This window comes from Veillonellaceae bacterium, from assembly GCA_012523975.1.
GTDB lineage: Bacteria > Bacillota > Negativicutes > JAAYSF01 > JAAYSF01 > JAAYSF01.
Window position 1 is genome coordinate 18916 of the sequence record JAAYSF010000073.1, and the last position, 23734, is coordinate 42649.

Consider the following 23734-nt stretch of genomic DNA (forward strand, 5'->3'; position numbering starts at 1 on the left):
CGCAGCGGTGCAGATAATGGAGGTATAGTATGAAACCAACAATTATTGAACAACTTATGTACGCCAGTTACTTTGCACCGCGGGGCCGTAATCGGATGTATGTTCTTGGGCAGCAAATCAGTGAACGCTATTTATCACCGCTTGACAGACTGATAGGTGTCATTGGCGATGCGGGCGCAGGCAAATCATCGCTTATCAAAGGCATGTTTCCCGGCCTGGAACTAACTAATGATGATGACGGAGTAAATGTCAGACCGCTGCCGTTGCTTAAGAATGTTGATAAAGGTTTTTTTTCCAGCCATTCGTATCATGTAGATATGAGATTTGAAATGGCTTTTACGCAACTGCATGTCTTGGCCGAGGCAGTAAAGCTGGCGCTCAAGAATAACAAGCGGGTCATTGTTGAACACTTTGACCTGCTTTATCCTGCTTTAGGAATAAACGCCGAAGTTTTGATTGGGGTTGGCGGCGAAGTTATTGTTTCTCGTCCGACAGTCTTCGGACCTTTTCCGCAAGAAATCAAGGATGTTGTTGTAAAAACATTAAGGTACCGTAAAATGGCACATACTGCTGAGGACCTTACAAGTATGGTATTGACGAAAGACTATGGTGCCGGCCTACAATTTGGACATCGCGACGTTCATCACGGGTTTGTACTTGAGTATCCGGCTCTGATTGAGGCTGACCTTAACGAAGTTGAGAAGAAGGTAAACAAGATAATTGATGAGGGTATTAATGTATCATATTATGATGAGGGCCACATCAGAATTGGCGAGGATGTGTGGGATTGCTCAGGTCCTCGTACACATGTTAGAAACACTGAGAACATTGAGAACTTTCGTCTGTTCAAAGAATACAAGTTTGATCCAAAGGCCAATACGTTTCTTATTATCGGCCAAGTTGGACCGCTATCTGAAAATCTTGACGGGTTTGCCGGCGTAAGTTACGCTGTTTCGATATAATTTCCACAAATTGGAGTCAGCAGGACTGGCTCAAAGGGAGGCTTTAGGTTTGGGAATAATTTTAACGACTGCCCAGGCGGGCACCCTCGAATCAAGTGATATATTAGTTACTGTTTCCCCGCTTGCCGAAGGCTCCGGGACTGTTATTGAAATTGAAAGTATCGTGATGGCTCAATATGGCAGAGCTATTCGCCAAACCCTTGCTGGGGTTTTAGCTGAGCAGGGTATAGAAGACGTCTATCTGAAAGCAGTCGACAGAGGAGCTTTGGATTGTACCATTAAGGCACGTACTTTGGCAGCGCTTGGCAGGGCGGGCGCAGTGCTGAAGGGGGAGGTACTGTAATGGATCTTAGAAGGACAATGCTGTTCATTCCGGGTAATAATCCCGGAATGCTGCAAAATGGCGGTGTGTTCGGCGCTGACTCGGTTATCTTAGATGTCGAGGATGCGGTGGCTCCGGGCGAGAAAGATGCGGCGCGTCTATTGGTAGCCCATTCATTGCTTAATGTTAACTATGGGCGCAGCGAAACCGTTGTCCGGATAAATACCATAGACACTTTTGGCAAAGAAGATATAAGAACCCTTGTTCCGTGTCAGCCGGACCTGTTTCTGGTGCCCAAAGTAGAGTCGGCTGCAGATATAAAAGCAGTGGTCTCCCTGATTGAAGCGGCTGAAAAGCCTGGTCAGAAACGGGTGAATTTGATTGCTTTGCTTGAAACGCCGCGTGGTATTGCCGAGGCGTATAATATTGCTAAGGCTGACGAACGCGTAGTCGCACTGGCCTTGGGTGCCGAGGATTATACGGCAGTGCTCGGCGCTAATCGTACAAAACAAGGAACAGAGATATTCACAGCCCGCACGTTGATTGTAAATGCGGCGGCTGCGGCCGGCATCCAATCAATAGATACTCCGTACACCGATGCTAATGATGAGCAAGGACTTTTAGAGGATACCGAGATGGCCAAACAACTTGGCTTTAAGGGTAAATTAGCTATAAATCCGCGGCAAATTGATATTATTCATGAGGTGTTTAATCCGACTGAGCATGATATCGAATGGGCGGAGCGGGTTGTAGAGGCTATTCGGCTGGCCGAAGCCGAAGGCTCAGGCGTTGCATCACTTCACGGCAAAATGGTTGATGCGCCTGTTGTTAATCGCGCAGAACGTATCCTATACTTAGCAAGGCTGTTGGGCTTGGTTAAGGAGGCTGAGATATGAGAAATGCAATTAATCGTGAAATACCTGAGCAAATAGAGGGCTATGGCAAGGTAGTGCCCTTCGCCGGGGCCTTTAATACTCCGCCGAATATGGAGCGTCGGGCGCCTAAGGTAAAGATGGTTAGGCCCCGTCAAAGCAAGCTGTTAAATAGTTTAGAACAAGCATTTAAGGCCATACCGGTTGTCGACGGCATGACACTTTCGTTCCATCATCACTTTCGGAATGGTGATAAAGTTGTTAACATGGTATTGGCAACTGCGGCTCAACTCGGCATTAAGAATCTAAAAGTTGCGCTAAGTTCGGTTTTTCCGGTGCACAAACCGTTAATCGATCATATTAAAAACGGTGTTGTTACCGCTCTTGACATCAACTACATGTCAGGGCCTGTCGCTCAGGCAATATCACACGGCATCTTAGCCAAGCCTGTAATTATGCGTACGCATGGCGGGCGGGCGCGGGCTATTGAGTGCGGACAGCTTAAAATTGACGTTGCTTTCATAGCCGCGCCTGCTGCCGACGAATATGGCAATATTAACGGTGTTCAGGGTACCGCAGCCTGCGGTTCGCTTGGTTATGCTTTTCCTGACGCCCAATATGCCGACCATGTTATAGCGGTCACCGATTGTATTTTTGATTATCCGCTAATGCCTGTTTCGATCCCGCAAACTCGGGTTGATTATGTTGTAAAAGTCGACAGTGTTGGTGACCCTAAAGGAATAGTCTCCGGCACTACCCGTATTACTAAAGACCCGGTAGGCCTAAAAATTGCAGATAATGCAGCCAGGGTAATAAAAGCTGCCGGCCTGATAAAAGATGGCTTTTCCTTCCAAACGGGAGCTGGTGGAGCGTCGTTGGCTACAGCCCACTTTGTCCGTCAAATGATGGAGAAGCAGAATATAACCGGGAGTTTTGCATTAGGCGGAATAACCGGCTATATGGTAGAAATGCTGGAAAAGGGCTTGTTTAAAAAGCTAATGGATGTGCAAGGTTTTGACTTAGAAGCAGTCAGATCAATCGGATCTAATCCTAACCACCTGGAAATTGGTGCTGATTATTACGCCAGTCCATACAATTCGGGGTGTACCGTAAATATGCTCGACGCTGTTATCTTAGGGGCAACTGAAATTGACACCGACTTTAATGTAAACGTTGTTACTGGCTCTGACGGCGTTATAATGGGCGGTTCGGGCGGGCACGCCGATGCAGCGGCGGGAGCTGAAATCACGATTGTTGTGGCCAATCTGTTGCGCGGTCGTTTGCCGATTATTGTTGACAAAGTATTAACCGTTACAACACCGGGTGAAACCATTGACGTACTGGTAACCGAACGCGGCGTAGCTGTAAATCCCCAGCGCGAAGATTTGAAAGAACAATTGAAAGCGGCGGGATTGTTGGTTAAAGATATTACTGAATTGAAAGCTTTGGCCGAAGATATTGCCGGCGAGCCTGATGCGGTAGTTACCGGTGATAATATTGTTGCTGTAGTTGAGTACCGTGACGGGACTATAATTGATGTTGTTCGCCAGGTGGTGGACTGATATGTCGTGGGGTGGTTTTGACGAACGTATTATTAATCTCAATAATGCGCGTCAAGTTAATGAAGTTAGGCAATTCTTGTCTAACTTCGATCTCATATTTGACGAAACTGCTATCGAGTATACAATGGCCTTATACCGGGATAATTCTATTATTGCGACAGGGTCGTTTATGGGAGAAGTTCTTCGGAATATTGCAGTCGAGGATTCTTTGCAGGGCGAGGGACTAACGTCGGTGGTTATTAGTCATTTGCTTAAAGCAGCCTCGCGTCGGGGGATTTTCCATTATTTTATTTATACTAAACCAGAAAAGGCCCATTTATTTGCCGCGCTCGGCTTTAAAGAGATTGGCAAGGTTGAACCATATGCCGCTCTCTTGGAATCAGGGCTTGGGTCAATTGACAGCTATTGCCGGGAAATATCGGCAAGCGCCGCTAAATTGCCTCCGGAAAACCGGGCGTGTCTGGTAGTAAATTGCAACCCCTTTACGCTAGGGCACAAGGCTGTTATAGCCAAGGCGGCCGCTGAAAATCAAGGTGTGGTTGTCCTTGTGGTTAGTGAAGAAAAGTCAGTGTTTCCGTTTGAGGTACGGCTTGATTTAGTTAAAGCGGGATTATCGGAATATAATAATGTAGTGATTGTTCCGGCCGGAAAATATATTGTATCGGCCGCGACTTTTCCTGGGTATTTTACGCGGGGCGATGAGACGGTGTTGGCTCAGACAAGACTTGATGCTGAGATTTTCAGTCGTCATATCGCTCCAGCCTTAAAAGTAACTACCCGCTACGTTGGTAGTGAACCCTACTGTTCAATAACCAGGGCATATAATCAGGCATTGCTGGAGGTTTTACCCCAAAAGGGGATCAAGGTAGTCGAGATGCCGCGCCTGGCGATTAACGGGGAAATAATCAGTGCCTCAAAAGTAAGGCAGGCTATTCGGGATAATGACTGGCAAACTGTAAGAAGGATGGTTCCCGACTCTACCTATTTGTATTTAATATCAGATGAGGGCAAACTAATTGCTAACATAATAAGGCGAGTTAAGTCCCGTCATTAAGATGCCGGCAACGGGAAAACTAAAGCTAATAGCTAGATATTCTGGTTAAAAACTGGTTGTCAACCTATTTGGATTGTGCTAAAATTAACGTGAATGTGGGTAATAGGAGGTAAAAAATGCGTTCGATTAATGTTGAAGAAGTTACTCAGGCAGTGGCAAAGCTCTGTGTAGATGCTTGCTATTATTTGTCGGAGGATGTTTACGAAGCACTTGTCAAAGCTAAAGAAACAGAAGAATCTCCACTAGGAAAAGATGTAATTAGCCAGATAGTGCAAAACGCCGATATCGCAAGAAACGAAGATAGGCCGATCTGTCAGGATACTGGTATGACGGTCATTTTTATGGAAATCGGTCAAGATGTGCATTTTGTTGGCGGCAATCTCGAAGATGCAGTAAATGCCGGGGTTGCTAAAGGTTACACCGAAGGTTATCTTCGGAAGTCGGTAGTGGCCGAACCTCTATTCGACCGCAAAAACACGACTAACAATACTCCTGCTGTGATCCATACTTATATTGTTCCCGGTGACAAAGTTAAAATTAAAGTTGCTCCCAAAGGGTTCGGCAGTGAGAACAAAAGCGGGCTTAAAATGCTTGTTCCTGCTGACGGCGTAGAAGGAGTTAAAAAGGCAGTATTGGATATTGTTCAAAGTGCCGGTATGAACCCATGCCCGCCGACAGTTATTGGGGTTGGTATTGGCGGAACAATGGAAAAATCAGCAATCTTAGCTAAAAAGGCACTGCTTCGGTCAATCAAAGTGCGCAATCCGCATCCGGAGTATGCTAAATTAGAACAAGAACTTTTAGAAATGGTTAATAAAACTGGTATTGGACCTCAGCTTGGTGGTACCACAACAGCGCTTGCTGTAAACGTTGAATGGTATCCCACGCATATTGCTGGATTGCCTGTAAGTGTAAATATAAATTGCCACGCTACAAGGCATGCTGAGATTGAGCTGTAAGGAGGTGTAAAGTGATGGCAGAAAAAATTCGCATTACCACACCGCTAACTGATGAAGCGGCCCGTAAGCTTAAAGCAGGTGACAGCGTACTTATAAGCGGTGTTATCTATAGCGCTCGCGATGCAGCGCATAAGCGTATGGTTGAAACCTTAGATCGCGGTGAAAAATTACCAGTTGATTTAACTAATCAAATTGTTTACTATTTGGGACCAACGCCTGCAAAACCAGGCAATCCGATTGGATCGGCTGGCCCTACTACTTCAGGCCGGATGGACGCTTATGCTCCTAAGATTATTGAACAAGGCTTGAAAGGCATGATAGGCAAGGGTTCACGTTCCGCAGAGGTAGTAGATGCAATGAAAAAACATGGTGCTGTTTATTTTGCCGCTGTTGGCGGAGCTGCAGCGCTGATTTCAAAGTGTATTAAAAAGTACGAAGTACTGGCGTATGGCGATCTTGGCCCTGAGGCTATAGCAGCGTTGACGGTAGAAGACTTCCCGGCAATAGTCGTTGTCGACAGTGAAGGAAATAACTTTTACGAAGAAGGTCAAAAACCGTATCGCAGACTTTAATTAATTCTTATTGTCGTTCATCTGTTTTAAAGTTCAAATACTGCTTACTGCGTATTAGATCCTCGTTATAGTGCCAAGCGCATTCATAATATTAAGACAGATGCTATTTTTTTTGGCTAGATATAAGACAAGCAAAAATTAGGCTGCCAGATTGGCAGGGAGGCGGCGGCTCCGATTAATATCCGCCGAATATTACAGGAGGTAAAAGCATGAACAACAATCTTGACTTTTATATCAGGCGCGTTCATTCGATTTCAGGTCTTGTTCCTATCGGTTTTTTCTTACTAGAGCATATCTTCTCGATCTCAACTGTACTAGGAGGCGGCGCAGCCTTTGATGCAACAGTTGCCAAACTTGCAGCTATTCCGGCCGAAATTATGCTGCCGCTTGAGATTTTTGCTATCGCTATTCCTTTCTTGTTCCATGCAATCTATGGACTGTACATAACCTTTAATGCTAAAAATAATCAGGGTGATTATGGTTATGTTCGCAACTGGCAGTTTTATTTGCAGCGCATGACCGCTCTTTATCTTGCAGTATTCCTCATCTGGCACGTAGGATATCTGCGTATCATGCTTAAAGGCAGCGGTGTACCTATTAATTACGATTTAATGCATGGCTACCTATCCAACCCGATTGTGCTGGTTCTATATTGCATCGGTATTGTTGCAGCGATTTTCCACTTCACCAATGGTCTTTTCACAATGTCTATTACTTGGGGTGTAACAGTTGGTCCTCGCGCTCAGGCATTTGCGAACAAGATTGCTTGGGGATTATGCGCGGTACTGTCAATCGTTGCTGTAATGGCCACGATTGCCTTTGCATCCTAACTTAGTTATTTACATTAAAAATTAAGGAGAGAACCCGAGTGAAAAAGAAAATTATAGTTGTTGGCGGCGGTTTGTCCGGCTTAATGGCTACTTTAAAGATTTGCGAAGCCGGCGGCGAAGTTGATTTATTCTCGTATTGCCCGGTAAAACGTTCTCATTCCCTTTGTGCACAAGGCGGTATGAATGCTTGTATGGATACAAAGGGTGAAAATGATAGCACTTATGAACATTTTGATGATACTGTTTATGGTGGTGACTTCCTTGCCGACCAGACTGCAATAAAAGGCATGTGCGAAGCCGCTCCTAAATTGATTAAAATGTTCGATCGTATGGGTGTTCCATTTACTCGTACAGCTGAAGGCTTAATGGACCTTCGTAATTTCGGCGGTCAGAAAAACAAACGTACTTTATTTTCTGGTTCCACTACCGGTCAGCAACTTCTTTACGCGCTTGACGAACAAGTTCGTGCCTGGGAAGTAAAAGGTGCTGTTAAGAAATACGAATTCTGGGAATTCATCAAAATCATTAAAAATAAAGAAGGCATTTGCCGCGGTGCTGTATGCCAAGACATGAATACCATGGAAATCAAAGCCTTCCGCGCTGATACAGTTATCCTGGCAACAGGCGGCCCTGGTATGATATTCGGCAGATGTACTGCTTCGACAATCTGTAATGGTTCAGCAGTATCTGCTGTATACCAGCAAGGCGCTAAAATCGGTAACCCTGAATTTATTCAGATTCACCCGACCGCAATTCCTGGTTCCGATAAAAACCGCTTAATGTCAGAAGCTTGCCGTGGTGAAGGCGGCCGTGTTTGGGTATATAAAGATGGTAAGCCTTGGTACTTCTTGGAAGAAATGTACCCTGCATATGGCAACCTTGTACCGCGTGACGTAGCATCTCGTGCGATTTACGATGTATGCGTAAACCAAAAACTTGGTATCGACGGCGAAAACAAAGTATATCTTGACCTTTCCCATATTCCGGCTGATTACCTCGAGCGTAAACTGGGCGGTATTCTGGAAATGTATTCGGAATTCGTGGGCGATGACCCCCGTAAAGTTCCGATGCAAATTTATCCTTCCGTTCACTATTCCATGGGCGGTATCTGGGTAGATATTAAACACAATACCAACATTCCTGGTCTTATGGCATCTGGCGAATGTGATTATCAATATCACGGTGCAAACCGTCTTGGTGCAAACTCACTTCTATCCGCTTGCTATTCTGGTACTGTATCCGGTCCGGAAGCTATGCGTTGGGCTAAACAAGGGGAAAAAGGTTCAGAACTTACTGACGCAGAATTGAAAAAAGCCGAAGACGAAGCTCGCGCTGAATATGAAGCCATCTTAAAAATGGATGGACCAGAAAATGCGCATCAGCTACACCATGAACTCGGTAACTTAATGACCAGATACGTTACCATCGAGCGTGTGAATAAAGACCTTGATTACTGTTTCGCTGAAGTAAAGAAAATTCTTAAACGTTGGGATAATATCGGCCTAACTGACAGATCAACCTGGGCAAACCAAGAAGCAATGTTTGTAAGACAGCTTCGCAATATGATTATTTATGCTTTAGTAATAACCAAAGCAGCACGTATGCGTGATGAAAGCCGCGGCGCGCACTACAAGCGCGAATTCCCAACCCGTGATGACGAACGCTTCATGAAGATTACAATCGCTGAATATGACCCGGCAACAGAAGAACCTATAATTAGCTATGAGGATTTTGATCATTCGCTGGTTAAACCGCGTCCTCGTAACTATGCTGTTGCCAAAAAAGCGTAAAAAGGAGGTTGGATAATCATGGCAGAAAATAAGAAAAAAGTTCATTTTATTATAGAAAGACAAGATGGTCCTAACTCCAAACCTTACACAGAAGAGTTTGAAGTTGACTATCGCCCTGCACTTAATGTTGTTGCGTGTCTTATGGAAATTCAAAAGAATCCTGTAACAAAAGACGGCAAAAAGACAACTGCCCCTGTTTGGGAATGTAACTGTCTTGAAAAAGTTTGCGGTGCGTGCACAATGGTTATTAATGGTAAGGTTCAACAAGCATGCTCAGCATTGATTGATCACCTGCAACAGCCAATTCGCCTTGCGCCGGCTCGTACCTTCCCTGTTATCCGTGACCTTCACATTGACCGTACCTTAATGTTTGAAAACTTAAAACGCATTCAAGGTTGGGTAAAGGTTGATGGAACCTGGGAAGTGCATAACGATGCTCCGCGTCAGAATCCGAGGGTTGCTCAAGAAGCATACGAGATTTCCCGCTGCATGACTTGCGGATGCTGTATGGAAGCCTGCCCTAACGTTAACCCTGGTTCAGATTTCATCGGACCACAGCCATTAGGACAAGTGCATTTGTTCAACTTGCACCCAATTGGTGAGTATTTTAAGGAAGATCGCCTGAATGCAATTATGGCCAAAGGTGGTATCGCTAGCTGCGGTAACAGCCAAAACTGCGTACAAGCTTGCCCTAAGGAAATTAAACTTACCACTTATATTGCTAAATTGAACAGAGAAACTAATAAACAAGCCCTGAAAAATCTGTTCAATAAGTAAGCCGCAAAGTTATAGTTTAAGATTTGCTATGACAAGCATTTTGTGATAATATAAGTTATGTGATTAGTAGCCAAGGCTTTTCGCCTTGGCTACTAATTTAACTAATTCCTAAGATTCAATAAATATTTCCAAAAGAAAAGTATTGACTGTTATGTAACCTTATGATACAATAGTTTTTGTGATTAACGGGGCGTGGCTCAGTTTGGTAGAGCACCTGGCTTGGGACCAGGGGGTCGCAGGTTCGAATCCTGCCGCTCCGACCACAATATAATAATAAGCGGGTGTAGCTCAATGGTAGAGCCCTAGCCTTCCAAGCTAGTCACGTGGGTTCGATTCCCATCACCCGCTCCAATTTTGTCCCAGTAGCTCAGTTGGATAGAGCAACGGCCTTCTAAGCCGTGTGTCGGGAGTTCGAATCTCTCCTGGGACGCCATTGAATTTTAGCATAAAAGCCATCTAGTAAAATTACTAGATGGCTTCTTATTTAGTGCAGATTGAATCAAATTTATCTGATGACCAAGACGGTAATACTCCCGGCTTCTCACTTTATACATCTATCTTATATTAGCTCATTCTTATTGAAAAAAATTTCGATTTCTCGCTCCGCGCTGCTAATACTATCTGATCCGTGAATAATATTTCTTTCTATTGTCAGTCCGAAGTCGCCGCGGATTGTGCCTGGTGCTGCTTCCGCTGGATTAGTGGGGCCAATCATTGCGCGTACAATTTTGACTGCATTTTCACCGGTAAGAACCATAGCTAAAACGGGGCCTGACATTATATAATTTACAAGATTGCTATTGAAACTTTTACCTCTATGCTCTTTATAATGCTCATCAGCCTGCTCAGCCAATATATTAAAAAATTTTACTCCTGCAATTTTTAGCCCACGCCGTTCAAATCGACTAATTATATCTCCGCAGACACCTTTGGCCACGCCATCGGGCTTAATTAATACAAATGTTCTTTCCACTGGCTTTCCTCGCAATCATCGAATTATCTTATATCGTGTTGTTCCATAATTTCTGATTCCGAGCCATGGACACCACACTCAGGGCAAAACCATGACCGTAATCTGAGCAATACGGCTTTATCATCAAACTCATAATTTAACTTCGTGTATTTTACTGTTTTTTCATCATGCTCACACCAAGCTTTTTTCTCCATAAGAACCACCCCTCACAATATGATAGAATATATTGAATATTCTATCATATTGCCATCGCTCCGCGCAATTATTTCAAAGATTTTTTATCAACATATGTACCACCCGGGTATTGATGAGCAGGATTTATTATCTTTAAGTATGAAAATATAATAATATAGTAAAATAATGCTGGAGGTTAGGTTATGAATAAGCATGAGTATTTACAACAGATAGCAGCAGAACACGACTATAATTACAATTGTTACGAGGTCGACTGTGAGCAGTTTATTAGCAATCTAATTAAAGGCTTTATGAACTACCTGGGAGGCCAACCCAATATTCTGAAACTTGCCCCCTATGGGAACTATGATAGGAATATTTCTTACTCTTTTACTGAAGCGGTTGAATTTAGTAGTGAAGACAACCTAAAACGCTTTGGTTTGCTCTTAATTCTTGGAATACATAAAATTAATCATATCAAATTTAAAATTGGCAAAGTCAAGGGTAAGTATTATGTCGGTGTAGGTGTTGGTGAAGAAAGTAAAGAATTCTATATTGAAGATCAACAGGCATGTAATTTATCAATCGTGTATGATTACATTTATAAGACTTATGAAGATTATTATAAGGCAGAAATTAAGGCTAACATATGATATAAACAAGACCGTCATAACGGCTATTCGCCGATGACGGTCTTCTTGTTCAAGTTGCTAACTAGCTTTTACCACTTAGACGATAAAAAACACGCATGGCAGGAGTATGGTCAAAAATTAGAAGACTTTTCATATGTCTTTTGGACATACTAATTGTAAGTACTAAAGTGGAGGTGCTTGTATGACCCTGGAAAAGCATATAAAAGCTGGCGGAGATGCAGGATTTAATGCTAAGGAATTAAAACTCAACAAATTCGTCAAAAAGCTGCCTGAGGATAAGCAGGAAACACTGTACAAAGAATTGAAATCTCACGGAGCTATTGACAATCCCGTCACATATACCGAAACGCATCTCGAGGGTGGTATAGAAGACGAACTTTGATTGCTAATGAGTAAGCGACCGTCTAAAGCCTCACGGGCTAATGACGGTCGTTTTCATTAAAAGGTGCTATCAGGCCAGAGAAGGCCTTTAACCAAAATCACAGCTACCAATATGCCAAATAAAATGAACAGTATGCCTCTATTTATTTGCTTAAGCTTAAGGTTATAAAAGCCGGCCCAGAACAAAGTAAGCGTTAAAAGGATTAGGCCAACCATACCGGTAATATCAAATAACTTCTCCACAGGTGTCCACTCCTTTAATTCGGCATTTTTGAAATGGGGTTTTGTTATTATTCTCCATATTGTCAGTATACCCTATATGAGTATATATACAAACACAACTTTAATGCAGCAATTTTGCAGGAAGAACAAAGCAAATCTCGAAGGTATAATAATATTCCTGGAACAAGCGGAGGCTAAAGGAGATACATTATTTTTCAATAGCTCAGATTCCGTAGCGCAATGGGAGAATTAAAGCTTATATCATTCTTAATATGATTCGGGAGGAAATAGATGCGAATTGCAGTCATTGACGGGCAGGGCGGCGGTATGGGCAAGGTAATTATTGAGCGACTACGGCGTGAATTTCACGACAAAGTAGAAGTTTTGGCCCTTGGTACTAACTCCTTGGCTACTGCAGCAATGCTGAAAGCGGGTGCAAATGAAGGCGCGACTGGTGAAAATGCAATCATCTATAATGCAAACGAGGTTGACTGGATAGTAGGATCGCTTAGCATTATTGTCGCTAATTCCATGCAGGGCGAGTTATCGCCCAACATGGCTGCCGCCATAGCGAGCAGCAAAGCTAAAAAACTTTTACTGCCTATCCACCGCAGTAATATCGAAATTATTGGAATCGCGGCTGAACCATTGCCGCACCTTGTTGAAATGCTATTGGCCCAAATTAGAAAATGTATGGAGATGGAGGATAAAAATGTGCGAGGCTAATGTATATATCCACCATGGTGGTAAAGAAGAATTACTTCTTGAGCGGGTAGATAAATTAATACCGCAGGGTAATGAAATCTATCTTGAGAACATATTTGGACAACGTAAAACAATAGTAGCTCGCATTAAGGAATTACACCTTGTGGATCACCGCATAATATTAGAACGTACTGACAATCAGTAAATATGCATTATACTATGATTTTTGCTGGAGTCTTTTTGTTTTACCTTGATTTTTTATCTCATTTCAATAATAATTGATATAATAAATAGTATGTAAAACGAGTTTTCTGCTGTTTCAGAACCGCACATTTGTAATTTAGGAGGGAAACATATGTTGAAAGAATATGCGCTGGGATTTGGAGACGGCGAATTTAAAATTTCACTGCCTGAAGAACGCGTCATAAATTTTGTGGAAGGAAAACACTATGAGGCCGTTGCTGACGTACCAGCAGCCGTTAAAGTTGCATTGAATAACCCAATTGGTACGCCGCCGTTAAAAGAAGTCGTAAAAAAAGGTGATAGCGTAGCTATAATTGCCAGCGATATAACCCGTAAATGGGTTCGCCATGATCTTTTTTTGCCGGTTCTTTTAAATGAATTAAATGAAGCAGGTATTCCTGATTCAGATATAAAAATTGTAGTTAGTCTTGGTGCTCATCGTTATCATACTGATGAAGAAAATGTAGCAACCTACGGTCAAGAAGTTGTAGATCGCGTTGAGATTGTGCAAAGCTATGCTCCTAAAACCGAAGACTTTGTTTTTATTGGTAAAACTTCACGCGGCAATGAGACTTGGATTAATAAGCACGTTGCCAATGCTGACAAAGTAATTCTCACGGGTGGTATTGTTTATCACTTGATGGCCGGTTTCGGCGGTGGAAGAAAAGCTATTATGCCTGGTGTCTCGGGTTATGCAAGTATTCAAGCTAATCATAGATTGTGCCTGCATGAAGAAGTCGGTAAAGGCATAAGCCCCCGCTGCGTATCTGGCAAACTTGAAGGTAATTTTATGAATGAAGATATGACTGAAATGGCCGCACTAGCAAAACCGGCGTTCTTGCTCAATGCAGTACTTACAGCTGAAGGCCAGATTGCTCGTATTGTGGCCGGACATTGGTATGATGCTTGGCTCGAGGGAACTAAGACAGTAGAAGAAATCTTCGGCGTTCCAATTAACGGAAAGGCTGACCTTGTAATTGCCTCAGCTGGCGGATTCCCTAAAGATATCAACTTGTATCAAGGTTCAAAAACTATTGATAATGCCTATATTGCAGCCAAAGAAGACGGTGTTATTATTATGCTGCTTGAGTGTCGTGATATTATGGAGCCGCCTGATTTCAGCGGCTGGTTCAACTATGAATCGTTATATGATCGTGAAATTGCTTTGCGCGACGGATTTACCGTGCCAGGTTTTATTGCCTTAAAATGCGGCGCCATGGCTAGACAAATCCCGATGATTCTTGTAACCCTTCCGGAGAACAAGGCTTTTGTTGAAAAGGCTGGGTTTATTGCTGCGGAAACATTGGATGAGGCAATTGCTATTGCTGAACAAAAGCTTGGCCGTAAAGACTATACCGTAACTGTAATGCCTCATGCTGCCAATACTATGCCGATCCTCAAAAAGTAAATAAGTGATAGTTGACCTTTATAGTAAAATATTTGGCAAGGTAGATCGGTTTTATTAAGCTGATTTTACCTTGTTTTTTTATATACTAATATCATTTTGCATAATTGACTGATACTCACCATAAATATCTATGTAGGACATGGATAGGAGTTGGTGATGTGAAAGTCTTAACAATGCTGCTGCTTTGGTATTTTACGCTGATGGGGACGGTCTATGCCGAACCTGGCGAAATAATTGACAATGTTGCAATTACTGGAAAGGCAGTAGCCATCAGTGTGGAAGATATTAGAACGGCAGCAGAATTAGAAAGTGTCGTTGCTATCGGTGAAATGGAACAGATAAAAATGACCTTCTTTTTGTCGGGGCAATTTATCGAAAAGAATGCGGTTCTAGTAAAAAAAACCTCTGATAAAGGCTACGAATTTGGGAATTATGGTCTCACCATGAAATATTGGGGACAGCTAAGAGACGACGAAATAGCGAAAGAGTTAACGGGGGCAGGGGAGATACTGCAAAATACACTTGGGGTATCAGCTAAATTTGTCCGCCCGCCATATAATTACTACGAGAATGATTTTCTTAAAGCAGCCTATGCTAACTTTCTCAGCGTTATTCGTGGTTTAGATACTAGCGACTGGACAATAAATTCACCGCAAGCAATTATCGACAAAATAAAAAACTCTGCTGCCAGCGGTGATATTATTAGCATAAATATGAAGGCAAAACACTCAGCCGCCGCTCTGCCGGAAGTAATTCGCGAGCTCAAGGGTATGGGCTTCGAAATTGTGACCGTCTCCCAACTGCTTGCGAAAGTTCCGCCAAAGGCAGTAAAGTCGCCGAAGGCTATTCACCCATTTGCTGTCATAAGCCGGGTGAGCGAGGCTAGTCCTAAAGTTGCCCTAACATTTGATGACGGAGGGAGTAGTTATAGGGTAGATACTATTCTTGATGTTTTAAGGGCTAATGAGGTTCACTCGACCTTTTTTTTATCTGGTGATTGGGCAGAAAACAACCCAAACTTGGTACGTAAAATAGCAGAAGAAGGGCATGAGATTGCCAACCATTCATATTCGCATCCAGTTTTTTCTTGGCTTGGGGCGGATGCCATCGCAGCTGAGCTTATTAGTACGGAAACTGCGTTAAAGAAAGGTATAGGTGATGCGCCGGCAAGATATTTCCGTCCGCCTTATGGAGATTATAACAATTATGTAATAGAGGAGGTTAGAAACCTAGGCTATGAAGCTATTGTTTTATGGGACGTTGATACCCGGGACTGGAGTGGGTTATCCTCAGAAACTATAATAAATAGGGTTATTAGTCAAGTAACGGGCGGTTCAATTGTTCTTTTTCATCTCCACGCTCCAGGAACGCCCGATGCATTAAGTCAGATAATACCGCTTTTAAAAGATCGTGGCTATGTGTTGACTACTGTTGGAGCAATATTAGAAAGTGTATGACCTAGGTCTAATGTGGTGGTGTATTAAGTGAGGAAAAAATTCTTATTGATTTTATGTTGACAATAATCTATTTCGATTATATAATATACAAGTAATCGCTGATGTGACTCCGTAGCTCAGCTGGATAGAGCGTTTGACTACGAATCAAAAGGTCGCAGGTTCGAATCCTGCCGGGGTCGCCATTATTAGCACCAGAAAAAATCTGGTGTTTTGTTTTCGCTAAGCCTGTTCCGAAAGGGTAAAAAACGAAAAAATAATCGTTGACATAAACTTAGCAGCATGATATAATGGAATTCGTCGTCAGGGACAAAAACATGGTGGCTGTGGTGAAGCGGTTAACACGGCGGATTGTGGCTCCGTTACTCGAGGGTTCGAATCCCTTCAGTCACCCCATTTATTTAACAATTATTACAATGTATATATAGGGGCGTAGCCAAGTCGGTAAGGCAACGGACTTTGACTCCGTCATGCGTTGGTTCGAGTCCAGCCGCCCCTGCCATTGATGTTACTAATGACCCACTAGCTCAGTCGGTAGAGCACCTGACTTTTAATCAGGGTGTCGATGGTTCGAGTCCATCGTGGGTCACCATTTAAAATTCAATACATGCGGGAGTGGCGGAATTGGCAGACGCACCAGACTTAGGATCTGGCGGGTGACCGTGGGGGTTCAAGTCCCTTCTCCCGCACCAATTCAAACAATGATAAGGCTTACAGAGCAAACTGTAGGTCTTTTTACTTTTTGCCTTGATTTCCAAATGCAATGGGAGGCAGAGCTATTAGCCAGCCTTGAGCATATGCCTACATTTACTTATCTTATTAAAAAAAGACTAGCAAAGTAAGCAGCTTTATGTTATCATGTAATAGTTGCAACACACCAATATATGCGGGAGTGGCGGAATTGGCAGACGCACCAGACTTAGGATCTGGCGGGTGACCGTGGGGGTTCAAGTCCCTTCCCCGCACCAATTTTTCTAAATGCATGCTTTAGGCTTTCAGGAATTTGTCCTGAAAGCCTTTTTATTTTATCTACCAGGTTTTAATGAATATAATTCCGGTGACAGAAATGCAGTCAGTGCTTGTTCTTTTGCCATGGCAAAGAAGATAGCAGGATATTGCTAATGTAAATATCTAGTAATATAATGACCTTAAAGGAGATAAGGGAGTGAGGGCGTGAACAAAGAAAAGTGCTGCTCCGGAATGGCGGTTGAGCTGAAGGGTTGCAGCAAGAGTAATAATAGTAGCTTAGATGAACCCGCCGAGAAAAAAACCCTTATTGAGTTTATGTTTATTGATTTAACAACGTGTGACCGTTGTATTGGCACTGATGCCAGTTTAGACGAGGCGATTGGCGAGGCGTCACTGTTTCTGCGTAATATCGGATATAATGTTGAAGTGCGGAAGACTTTAGTAGAAGATGAACAGCAGGCAGAGGCGTTGGGATTTATCAGTTCGCCGACAATTCGAATTAACGGGCGCGATATCCAACTCGATATTAAAGAGAGTCGGTGCAGCTGCTGCGGGGAAATTGCCGGGCAGGATATTGATTGCCGGGTTTGGATTTGGCAGGGTAGAGAATACACTGCGCCGCCCAAGGCCATGATTATTGACGCCATACTTCGCAATATCTATGGAGCTAAGAGAACCATGGTTTTGCCGCAGAGGCCTAAGCAGGTTCCGGATAACTTAAAGCGCTTTTTTGCTGCGGTTTCTAAACAAAAGCAATAATATAGTGCGAAAAAATAAACACCAGAAATCTGGTGTTTAAACGTAATACTAATTAACATTTCCCCAAGTCATATTGGGTTCGGTATATTCAGGCGGCGTTATATTGATAAATTCAGATTGGCCGTTATTCAGGACCTGCAGGTCAATGGTACCGAGCTTAAGTCTTTTGGGGCCATAGACACATACGCGGAGATTAACCAATGCGCCTTTATCGGTTTCGATGATTGCCTTTCCGGTTGACTTACCCGCCATAACGATGACTTCTGATTTTTCTTTGCTGGGTGAATCACCTCGGCTCCAAATAAGTTTAATACTTTCCGGTTTGGCCAAGTCGGTATCTTTTGTTAAGAAAGTATAATTCCAAAATATATTAGCCTGATCAATGTTAACGTTAACTGAGAGTTTTGCTTTAGGTTTTTCCAGTGACGGTGCTGCCTGAGCTGGGGATAGGACTAGGAACGAAGCGGCAAGCAAGACAAAACAACATAATGTAAAGCGTAGTAGCTGTTTCAATGTTGGTTACCTCCATCAATAGCTTTATTCCAAGTATATCATAATTTTACACTTAGTACCATAATAGAAAAAGTTTAGAACCTGTTTTATAATTGTATGATATAATAGTGACCATATTTATGTAGCTGGAGGATGACATTGTGACAAAAGAAGAAATTACAGCAATGAAGCCGGGGCGGGATCTTGATGTTAAGGTTGCATTAGCAGTGATGGATTATATGTGGCTTACGCACCTGATTCATTTTAGTGAAGAAATGACTGTTAAATGGTTAGGGACGCAGGCCGACCTTGCCGAATCCAAGGGAGCCTTTGTAGCTGTAAAGCCAGAGAAAGTATATGCTTTAAAGTTGCGTGACAGATTTGATGAGGCTGTTCCCCAATATTCTACTGATGCCAACGCTGCGAGGCTGGTTATTGAAAAATTAGCTGCTAGCGGCTATCAGCTTGCAGGTGATATGAGTCCGGAACAAATCTGCAAAGCAGCTTTAGAAAAAGTTGCATTATAATTACGCGCAAGATTAAAGATCGGTGTTAGAGCTGAGCCTAACGCCGATCTTTTATTTATAATTCAATGAGGATATATTGGTAAAAAATCACATAGAATGCACCGAGCCTTGAAAATGCTAATCATATGAGGTGATAAGATGTCCATGCCGAAAATTCTTGGGGTGGCTACAGCGGTGCCGAAACATGCTGTTAACCAAGACGAGGTAAAGCAATTTGTCGCTGCTATGTTTAACGACAATTTCCATGGGCTTGGGCGAATGTTGTCCATTTTTGATAATGGCAATATAAAAACTCGGTACTTCTCTTGTCCGCTCGATTGGTATTCGAAACCCCATTCGTTCAATGAAGCAAATAACCAGTTCGAAAAAACGGCGCTCGAGCTTGCAATCAATGCGGTCTCGTCGGCAATTGAACGTGCTGGGGTAGATCCCCAAGATATTAGCGGCGTGGTATTTGTAACTTCAACGGGTATTACTACTCCTACCTTAGATGCAAAGCTTATTCAGAAGTTAGGCTTATCTTTTCATTCCGTTCGTCTCCCTGTATGGGGATTGGGCTGTGCCGGCGGGATAAGCGGGCTGGCTCGAGCAGCTGAGATGGCTAATTCGCTGCCGAGTAGCTATGTAGTAGTTGTTTCGGTTGAATTATGCAGTATTACCTTTCAGCAAAACGACTTTTCTAAGTCAAATTTAGTTGGCACAAGTATTTTTGCTGATGGAGCTGCCGCCGCAGTGTTGGGGTTAAATGGGGCGGGGCCGGAAATAATCGGAAGCTACAGCACCTTGTTTCCGGATACTGAGGACATTATGGGATGGGATGTTGTTGAAACAGGGCTGAAAGTTCGCTTTTCCCGGGATATACCAAGTATTATTAGGCGGCATCTGCCCAAGTTATTAGATGAGGCCTGCAGCTGCTGGGGGCTGACACAGGCAGAAATAAATCATTATATTGTTCACCCGGGCGGGGCCAAAGTCCTTACGGCCTATAACGAAAGTCTTGGCCTTATTAACGGTGAGCTGGCTGAAGCTGAGGACATCCTTAAACACTATGGCAATATGTCGAGTGCGTCAGTTTTCTTTGTTTTAGAGCAGTTTTTAGCAAACACTTCTGCTAATAATAGCTACGGCGTTATGTTGGCGCTAGGGCCTGGTTTTAGCGCAGAGCAGGTGTTATTCCGATGGTAGTAACTTGTAGTCTTATCTTAGTGGCTGTTATAATTATTGAAAGAATCTTTGAAATTAGGCTGGCGGCTCGTAATCGAAGAATTGTATCAGCAATGGGGGTCAAAGAATACGGTCGCAAGCATTATCCCTTGATGGTGCTGCTTCACACTGGCTGGCTGTTTGGGTGGCTGTCAGAAGCGCTGTTATATAACCGTTTGAGTGAAGTATGGTATGTATGGCTTGCTTTATTTTTACTGGCTGAAATTTTGCGCTATTGGTGCATATTAAGTTTGGGACAATTTTGGAATACTCGGATTTTTGTTGTTCCGGGTACCCGCCTTGTACAGCGAGGTCCTTATCGGTTTATGACTCATCCTAATTATTTGGCGGTATCGGTTGTTTTATTAAGTGTGCCGCTTATCTTCTCTGCTTATATAACGGCAATTGCTGCAACAATCTTGAACGCAGCCTTGCTGTTGTGCATTCGTATACCCGCTGAAGAACGGGCTCTCAAAAGTATAAGCAAATAAGACTGCAAAAGGGTGGCGCGATGGCCACCCTTTGTCGTTGCACTATTTACATTTGGAGGATTCTTTGTTTTTGGAACTCGGGGCAATTTCTTTTGAAAACTCAGTAGATGAACTACTGCTTTTCTTGTCGTTTTTTCCGCCCGGAAGGTCTTTAAAACCCATATTATCACCTCCGGTGTTAGTATTACCCATCTTTTACAAAGATAAACCGAAGATGACAAAATTACCTTATTTTTAGCGTAAGCTATTTCAGAACAGCACCGGTATTAGCCGAACTGACAAGCTTAGCATAGCGGGCAAGATAGCCAGTTTTTACTTTAGGTTCGGGCTTGACCCAGGCAGCTTTGCGGGCTGCTAGCTCGTCGTCGCTCAAAGCTACATTAAGCTTGCGGCCGGGGATATCTATCGAAACGATATCGCCTTCTTTTAACAGGCCAATCGGTCCGCCGTCCATAGCTTCGGGCGAGACATGACCGATGCAGGCACCGCGGGTTGCTCCGCTGAACCGGCCATCAGTCAACAGTGCGACACGCAGCCCCATACCGGTGATAACGGCAGTTGGGTTAAGCATCTCCCGCATGCCGGGGCCGCCTTTCGGGCCTTCATAACGAATGATAACAACGTCGCCATCCTTTACCTGCTTACCAATTATAGCATCAATAGCTTCTTCTTCGGAGTCAAAGACACGGGCCGGTCCTTCGAACACGAGCATGTCTTCGGTTACGGCACTTTCTTTGACAACGGCGGTATCGGGAGCAAGATTACCTTTGAGAATAGCAATGCCGCCGGTCTTGCGGTATGGATTATCGATTGCTTTTATTACATCAGAGCGGGTTATTTCTGCATTTTTGATTCTGTCCGCAACAGTACCGGATACGGTAAGGGCTTCAGTATGGATAAGGCCGGCCTTAGACAGTTCCTTCATAACGGCTGAGATTCCGCCAGCCTCGTTCAGGTCTTGAAGATGGTGGGTGCCGCCTGGGCTAAGTTTTGTTATATATGGGGTTTTGGCGCTTATTGCGTCAAACAGTTCAAGTGGTAATTCGAGACCTGACTCGTGGGCAATTGCTGTCAGGTGAAGCACTGTATTGGATGATCCGCCGATACCCATATCAACAGTTATGGCGTTTTCGAAAGCTTTCATAGTCATGATGTCGCGCGGTTTTATATCTTTAGCAACTAAATCGATTATCATAGAACCTGCTTTTTTTGCCAGCATGCGGCGGGCGCCAAACTGGGCGGCAGGGATAGTTCCGTTTCCAGGAAGTGCCATACCGAGAGCTTCGGTCAAACAGTTCATCGAGTTGGCAGTAAATAACCCGGCGCATGAGCCGCATCCTGGGCACCCTGCTTTCTCGAGGGAGTCAAGCTCGGCAACTGTGATTTTACCGCTTTCGTATAAGCCGGCAGCCTCAAACAGGTTACTTACGCTAATATCTTTCCCGCTATAGCGACCGGCCATCATGGGACCGCCGCTGACGACGATGCACGGGATGTTTAGTCTGGCAGCGGCCATTAACATACCGGGGACTATTTTGTCACAGTTAGGTATAAGCACAAGACCATCAAGGGCGTGAGCTGTAGCAACTGATTCGATAGAATCGGCGATTAGTTCGCGGCTGGCCAGAGGGAACTTCATGCCTTCATGGCCCATGGCAATGCCGTCGCAAATACCGATTGCCGGGAATTCCATAGGTGTGCCACCGGCAGATGCTACGCCAAGTTTGACGGCGTCGGCAATATCCCTAAGATGAATGTGACCTGGAATTATTTCGTTAAAAGCATTTACTACCCCGATTAGCGGTTTCTGCAAATCCTCCGGGGTATAGCCCATAGCATAGAATAATGCCCGATGGGCAGCTCGAGTAGAACCTTTTTTTACAATATTGCTGCGCAAGGAACTCACTCCCTTATAAAAGTGTTATTGTTGTAGTATATACATTAGATGTTTGTTCACAATATCCTGCTTTTGGGCGCGGCGGAGAAGGCCTTAAAATTATTCCAGTGGCGCATATTAACAGTAGATGGTATTAATCCGAAGGGTTATGAAAAACGACTTTTGGTCATTAATACATGTAATTCAATAACCGATACAGGAAATTTGAGATGGTTTCACGAACAATATCCAAAATTATATATGGAGGCCTACATGCGGAAGAAAACTATTCAATATTTTTTTGTCAGTCTTGGGTGTATAATTAGCAGCTGTTCGATAAATCTTTTACTTGTTCCTAACCATTTTCTCAGTGGCGGAATCAGTGGCTTGGCAATAATCTTTTATTATTTATTTAAGCTGCCTATTGGTCTGCAGATTTTTTTAATGAACGTCCCACTGCTTGTAGCCGCTTACCGTAATCTCGGCAAAGAGTATACTACGATAGCGATTTATGGCACAATTTGGTTTTCGGTTGCTATAGATGCAACTCGATTTCTAAATAACTGGAAGGTCCTTGATGATCCACTACTCGCCGCCATTATGGGCGGTGTGATGTCCGGAATTGGAAGCGGCCTGATTTTCCGTGTCGATGGAAGTTCTGGCGGATTAGATATAATCGCAGCTATCGTAAAGAAAAAATACTCTCTTAATGTTGGGTTTGTAAGCTTTGCAATTAATTGTGCTATTATGCTTATTGCGGCAGGCTTATTTGGACTTAAGCTAGCGGTTTTGACGCTAATTTCGATGTTTGTCAGCGCGAATGTTACCGATAAGGTTGTAGAAGGTTTCAATAGGAAGAAAACAATCTATATTGTCTCATATAACTCCGAACAGATAGTTAAAACCATTTTACAGGAGGTTGGCCGCGGTGTAACTATCTTACGTGGCGAGGGAGCCTTTACTAGACAGGAAAAAGAGGTAATCTTTGTTGTGGTGAGTTTAACGCAAATTGCAAAGATTAAAGCGCTGGTTCATGAGGCTGATCCTTATGCCTTTATGATAATGCAGGACGCTGCCGAAGTGCTGGGACGAGGATTTACTCTACCAGGCAGCAAACAGCTTTAATAGATGAAGTGAGCCTTGGTTCAGATGGAGTTTGATGGAGTTTAATGGAGTTTACAGCGTCGTGGTCACCGGACAAAAAAACGCTCTACCCAAATGGGTAGGGCGTTTTCAGTACAAGCATTTAATATGGGCGGCAGTCAGGTTTGCATTGGCGGGGACGGCAGGACGGATTGCAAGTGCTGGCAGGGCGGCATTGGCGCGGGTAACAATAGCGGGGGTAGCAGTAGCTTGGGCCACACCATCTAGGATTGCAGTAACGCGGATTGCAGTTGGGCGCGCAGCGCGGATTACAGCTAGGGCTGCAGGTAGGATAGCAATTTGGTCTGCAGGATGGTTTACAGCCAGGCGAGCAGGCCGGATTGCAGGTAGGTGAGCAATT

Annotated in this window: 27 protein-coding genes and 9 tRNA genes; 31 read left to right on the plus strand and 5 right to left on the minus strand. The window is 43.7% G+C overall.

Going from position 1 to position 23734, the window contains the following annotated elements; all coding sequences use genetic code 11:
* Window positions 1-56 precede the first annotated feature (56 nt).
* From GX348_10220 to GX348_10280, 13 genes are all read left to right on the plus strand, one after another.
* On the plus strand, window positions 57-962 hold the full coding sequence (locus tag GX348_10220) for an alanine-tRNA synthetase second additional domain-containing protein (protein NLP42553.1): 906 nt from the start codon (window positions 57-59) through the stop codon (window positions 960-962).
* 49 nt (window positions 963-1011) lie between these two features.
* Window positions 1012-1305 (plus strand): citrate lyase acyl carrier protein, encoded by a 294-nt coding sequence (citD, locus tag GX348_10225; GenBank protein NLP42554.1) that lies wholly within the window; start codon window positions 1012-1014, stop codon window positions 1303-1305.
* Window positions 1305-2180 (plus strand): CoA ester lyase, encoded by an 876-nt coding sequence (locus GX348_10230; protein NLP42555.1) that lies wholly within the window; start codon window positions 1305-1307, stop codon window positions 2178-2180. The genes citD and GX348_10230 overlap by 1 nt, the downstream gene beginning before the upstream one ends.
* A complete protein-coding gene (citF, locus tag GX348_10235) occupies window positions 2177-3718 on the plus strand; it encodes a citrate lyase subunit alpha (protein NLP42556.1) in 1542 nt (513 codons plus the stop codon). The genes GX348_10230 and citF overlap by 4 nt, the downstream gene beginning before the upstream one ends.
* Window position 3719: 1 nt before the next feature.
* Window positions 3720-4772, plus strand: coding sequence for a [citrate (pro-3S)-lyase] ligase (gene citC, locus GX348_10240; protein ID NLP42557.1), 1053 nt, complete (start codon window positions 3720-3722; stop codon window positions 4770-4772).
* A 116-nt stretch (window positions 4773-4888) separates the two neighbouring features.
* Window positions 4889-5731 carry a fumarate hydratase gene (locus GX348_10245; protein ID NLP42558.1) on the plus strand — a complete coding sequence of 281 codons (843 nt, stop codon included), beginning with the start codon at window positions 4889-4891 and terminating at the stop codon, window positions 5729-5731.
* Between the two features lie 14 nt (window positions 5732-5745).
* Window positions 5746-6303, plus strand: a complete 558-nt coding sequence (locus tag GX348_10250; protein NLP42559.1) for a Fe-S-containing hydro-lyase — start codon at window positions 5746-5748, stop codon at window positions 6301-6303.
* Between the two features lie 209 nt (window positions 6304-6512).
* Window positions 6513-7133, plus strand: coding sequence for a succinate dehydrogenase (locus tag GX348_10255; GenBank protein ID NLP42560.1), 621 nt, complete (start codon window positions 6513-6515; stop codon window positions 7131-7133).
* A 38-nt stretch (window positions 7134-7171) separates the two neighbouring features.
* Window positions 7172-8923, plus strand: a complete 1752-nt coding sequence (sdhA, locus tag GX348_10260) for a succinate dehydrogenase flavoprotein subunit (protein NLP42561.1) — start codon at window positions 7172-7174, stop codon at window positions 8921-8923.
* 18 nt (window positions 8924-8941) lie between these two features.
* Complete coding sequence (sdhB, locus tag GX348_10265; GenBank protein ID NLP42562.1) at window positions 8942-9700, plus strand: succinate dehydrogenase iron-sulfur subunit; 759 nt, start codon at window positions 8942-8944, stop codon at window positions 9698-9700.
* A gap of 186 nt (window positions 9701-9886) precedes the next feature.
* Window positions 9887-9963: transfer RNA gene (locus GX348_10270), tRNA-Pro, on the plus strand.
* A gap of 14 nt (window positions 9964-9977) precedes the next feature.
* Window positions 9978-10051 (plus strand) — tRNA-Gly (locus GX348_10275).
* A gap of 5 nt (window positions 10052-10056) precedes the next feature.
* A tRNA-Arg gene (locus GX348_10280) sits at window positions 10057-10133 on the plus strand.
* A 126-nt stretch (window positions 10134-10259) separates the two neighbouring features.
* Here GX348_10280 and ndk read toward each other — a convergent pair.
* Both ndk and GX348_10290 read right to left on the minus strand, forming a co-directional pair.
* Window positions 10260-10673 (minus strand): nucleoside-diphosphate kinase, encoded by a 414-nt coding sequence (gene ndk / locus GX348_10285; GenBank protein ID NLP42563.1) that lies wholly within the window; start codon window positions 10671-10673, stop codon window positions 10260-10262.
* Between the two features lie 23 nt (window positions 10674-10696).
* The gene (locus tag GX348_10290) at window positions 10697-10867 is read right to left on the minus strand and encodes a hypothetical protein (protein NLP42564.1); all 171 of its coding nucleotides are present in this window, start codon (window positions 10865-10867) and stop codon (window positions 10697-10699) included.
* A 183-nt stretch (window positions 10868-11050) separates the two neighbouring features.
* Between GX348_10290 and GX348_10295 the strand changes: the two genes are divergently transcribed.
* A complete protein-coding gene (locus tag GX348_10295) occupies window positions 11051-11500 on the plus strand; it encodes a hypothetical protein (GenBank protein NLP42565.1) in 450 nt (149 codons plus the stop codon).
* A 199-nt stretch (window positions 11501-11699) separates the two neighbouring features.
* The gene (locus tag GX348_10300) at window positions 11700-11882 is read left to right on the plus strand and encodes a hypothetical protein (GenBank protein ID NLP42566.1); all 183 of its coding nucleotides are present in this window, start codon (window positions 11700-11702) and stop codon (window positions 11880-11882) included.
* A 56-nt stretch (window positions 11883-11938) separates the two neighbouring features.
* Here GX348_10300 and GX348_10305 read toward each other — a convergent pair whose 3' ends face one another.
* Window positions 11939-12124, minus strand: a complete 186-nt coding sequence (locus GX348_10305; protein ID NLP42567.1) for a hypothetical protein — start codon at window positions 12122-12124, stop codon at window positions 11939-11941.
* A 270-nt stretch (window positions 12125-12394) separates the two neighbouring features.
* On the opposite strand from GX348_10305, the gene GX348_10310 reads away from it, so the two are divergent.
* From GX348_10310 to GX348_10360, 11 genes are all read left to right on the plus strand, one after another.
* Window positions 12395-12829, plus strand: coding sequence for a DUF3842 family protein (locus tag GX348_10310; protein ID NLP42568.1), 435 nt, complete (start codon window positions 12395-12397; stop codon window positions 12827-12829).
* Window positions 12816-13013, plus strand: coding sequence for a CooT family nickel-binding protein (locus GX348_10315; GenBank protein ID NLP42569.1), 198 nt, complete (start codon window positions 12816-12818; stop codon window positions 13011-13013). The genes GX348_10310 and GX348_10315 overlap by 14 nt, the downstream gene beginning before the upstream one ends.
* A 150-nt stretch (window positions 13014-13163) precedes the next feature.
* Entirely contained in the window at window positions 13164-14459 is a 1296-nt protein-coding gene (larA, locus tag GX348_10320; GenBank protein ID NLP42570.1) for a nickel-dependent lactate racemase, read from the plus strand.
* Window positions 14460-14617: 158 nt separating this feature from the next.
* A complete protein-coding gene (locus tag GX348_10325) occupies window positions 14618-15916 on the plus strand; it encodes a polysaccharide deacetylase family protein (protein NLP42571.1) in 1299 nt (432 codons plus the stop codon).
* 105 nt (window positions 15917-16021) lie between these two features.
* A tRNA-Arg gene (locus tag GX348_10330) sits at window positions 16022-16098 on the plus strand.
* Between the two features lie 135 nt (window positions 16099-16233).
* Window positions 16234-16309 (plus strand) — tRNA-His (locus GX348_10335).
* A 30-nt stretch (window positions 16310-16339) separates the two neighbouring features.
* A tRNA-Gln gene (locus GX348_10340) sits at window positions 16340-16415 on the plus strand.
* A 14-nt stretch (window positions 16416-16429) separates the two neighbouring features.
* Window positions 16430-16505: transfer RNA gene (locus GX348_10345), tRNA-Lys, on the plus strand.
* A 17-nt stretch (window positions 16506-16522) separates the two neighbouring features.
* Window positions 16523-16605 (plus strand) — tRNA-Leu (locus tag GX348_10350).
* Between the two features lie 194 nt (window positions 16606-16799).
* Window positions 16800-16881: transfer RNA gene (locus tag GX348_10355), tRNA-Leu, on the plus strand.
* Window positions 16882-17086: 205 nt separating this feature from the next.
* The gene (locus GX348_10360) at window positions 17087-17641 is read left to right on the plus strand and encodes a DUF2703 domain-containing protein (GenBank protein ID NLP42572.1); all 555 of its coding nucleotides are present in this window, start codon (window positions 17087-17089) and stop codon (window positions 17639-17641) included.
* A 48-nt stretch (window positions 17642-17689) separates the two neighbouring features.
* Here the strand turns inward: GX348_10360 and GX348_10365 are convergent, their stop codons facing one another.
* Window positions 17690-18154: a hypothetical protein gene (locus GX348_10365; protein ID NLP42573.1), complete on the minus strand. Its 465-nt coding sequence runs from the start codon at window positions 18152-18154 to the stop codon at window positions 17690-17692.
* Window positions 18155-18294: 140 nt separating this feature from the next.
* Here GX348_10365 and GX348_10370 point away from each other — a divergent pair, with 140 nt between their 5' ends.
* The 3 genes from GX348_10370 (at window position 18295) to GX348_10380 (ending at window position 20354) form a co-directional block, all read left to right on the plus strand.
* Window positions 18295-18660 carry a hypothetical protein gene (locus tag GX348_10370; protein ID NLP42574.1) on the plus strand — a complete coding sequence of 122 codons (366 nt, stop codon included), beginning with the start codon at window positions 18295-18297 and terminating at the stop codon, window positions 18658-18660.
* A gap of 138 nt (window positions 18661-18798) precedes the next feature.
* Window positions 18799-19845: a stilbene synthase gene (locus tag GX348_10375; protein ID NLP42575.1), complete on the plus strand. Its 1047-nt coding sequence runs from the start codon at window positions 18799-18801 to the stop codon at window positions 19843-19845.
* Window positions 19839-20354 (plus strand): hypothetical protein, encoded by a 516-nt coding sequence (locus GX348_10380; GenBank protein ID NLP42576.1) that lies wholly within the window; start codon window positions 19839-19841, stop codon window positions 20352-20354. The genes GX348_10375 and GX348_10380 overlap by 7 nt, the downstream gene beginning before the upstream one ends.
* Before the next feature lie 244 nt (window positions 20355-20598).
* Here GX348_10380 and ilvD read toward each other — a convergent pair whose 3' ends face one another.
* Window positions 20599-22251, minus strand: a complete 1653-nt coding sequence (ilvD, locus tag GX348_10385) for a dihydroxy-acid dehydratase (protein ID NLP42577.1) — start codon at window positions 22249-22251, stop codon at window positions 20599-20601.
* 252 nt (window positions 22252-22503) lie between these two features.
* Between ilvD and GX348_10390 the strand changes: the two genes are divergently transcribed.
* A complete protein-coding gene (locus GX348_10390; protein NLP42578.1) occupies window positions 22504-23355 on the plus strand; it encodes a YitT family protein in 852 nt (283 codons plus the stop codon).
* A 34-nt stretch (window positions 23356-23389) separates the two neighbouring features.
* Window positions 23390-23728 carry a hypothetical protein gene (locus GX348_10395; protein NLP42579.1) on the plus strand — a complete coding sequence of 113 codons (339 nt, stop codon included), beginning with the start codon at window positions 23390-23392 and terminating at the stop codon, window positions 23726-23728.
* The last annotated feature ends 6 nt before the right edge of the window (window positions 23729-23734 follow it).

Bases quoted from the DNA above. Each gene is read 5' to 3' on its own strand.
- GX348_10395 (NLP42579.1), top strand. From the start codon at position 23,390: ATGGAGTTTAATGGAGTTTACAGCGTCGTGGTCACCGGACAAAAAAAC.
- larA (NLP42570.1), top strand. From the start codon at position 13,164: ATGTTGAAAGAATATGCGCTGGGATTTGGAGACGGCGAATTTAAAATT.
- GX348_10390 (NLP42578.1), top strand. From the start codon at position 22,504: ATGCGGAAGAAAACTATTCAATATTTTTTTGTCAGTCTTGGGTGTATA.
- GX348_10255 (NLP42560.1), top strand. From the start codon at position 6,513: ATGAACAACAATCTTGACTTTTATATCAGGCGCGTTCATTCGATTTCA.
- sdhB (NLP42562.1), top strand. From the start codon at position 8,942: ATGGCAGAAAATAAGAAAAAAGTTCATTTTATTATAGAAAGACAAGAT.
- GX348_10250 (NLP42559.1), top strand. From the start codon at position 5,746: ATGGCAGAAAAAATTCGCATTACCACACCGCTAACTGATGAAGCGGCC.
- GX348_10290 (NLP42564.1), bottom strand. From the start codon at position 10,867: ATGGAGAAAAAAGCTTGGTGTGAGCATGATGAAAAAACAGTAAAATAC.
- GX348_10315 (NLP42569.1), top strand. From the start codon at position 12,816: ATGTGCGAGGCTAATGTATATATCCACCATGGTGGTAAAGAAGAATTA.
- GX348_10220 (NLP42553.1), top strand. From the start codon at position 57: ATGTACGCCAGTTACTTTGCACCGCGGGGCCGTAATCGGATGTATGTT.
- GX348_10310 (NLP42568.1), top strand. From the start codon at position 12,395: ATGCGAATTGCAGTCATTGACGGGCAGGGCGGCGGTATGGGCAAGGTA.
- GX348_10295 (NLP42565.1), top strand. From the start codon at position 11,051: ATGAATAAGCATGAGTATTTACAACAGATAGCAGCAGAACACGACTAT.
- GX348_10375 (NLP42575.1), top strand. From the start codon at position 18,799: ATGTCCATGCCGAAAATTCTTGGGGTGGCTACAGCGGTGCCGAAACAT.
- citC (NLP42557.1), top strand. From the start codon at position 3,720: ATGTCGTGGGGTGGTTTTGACGAACGTATTATTAATCTCAATAATGCG.
- citF (NLP42556.1), top strand. From the start codon at position 2,177: ATGAGAAATGCAATTAATCGTGAAATACCTGAGCAAATAGAGGGCTAT.
- GX348_10230 (NLP42555.1), top strand. From the start codon at position 1,305: ATGGATCTTAGAAGGACAATGCTGTTCATTCCGGGTAATAATCCCGGA.
- GX348_10380 (NLP42576.1), top strand. From the start codon at position 19,839: ATGGTAGTAACTTGTAGTCTTATCTTAGTGGCTGTTATAATTATTGAA.
- GX348_10245 (NLP42558.1), top strand. From the start codon at position 4,889: ATGCGTTCGATTAATGTTGAAGAAGTTACTCAGGCAGTGGCAAAGCTC.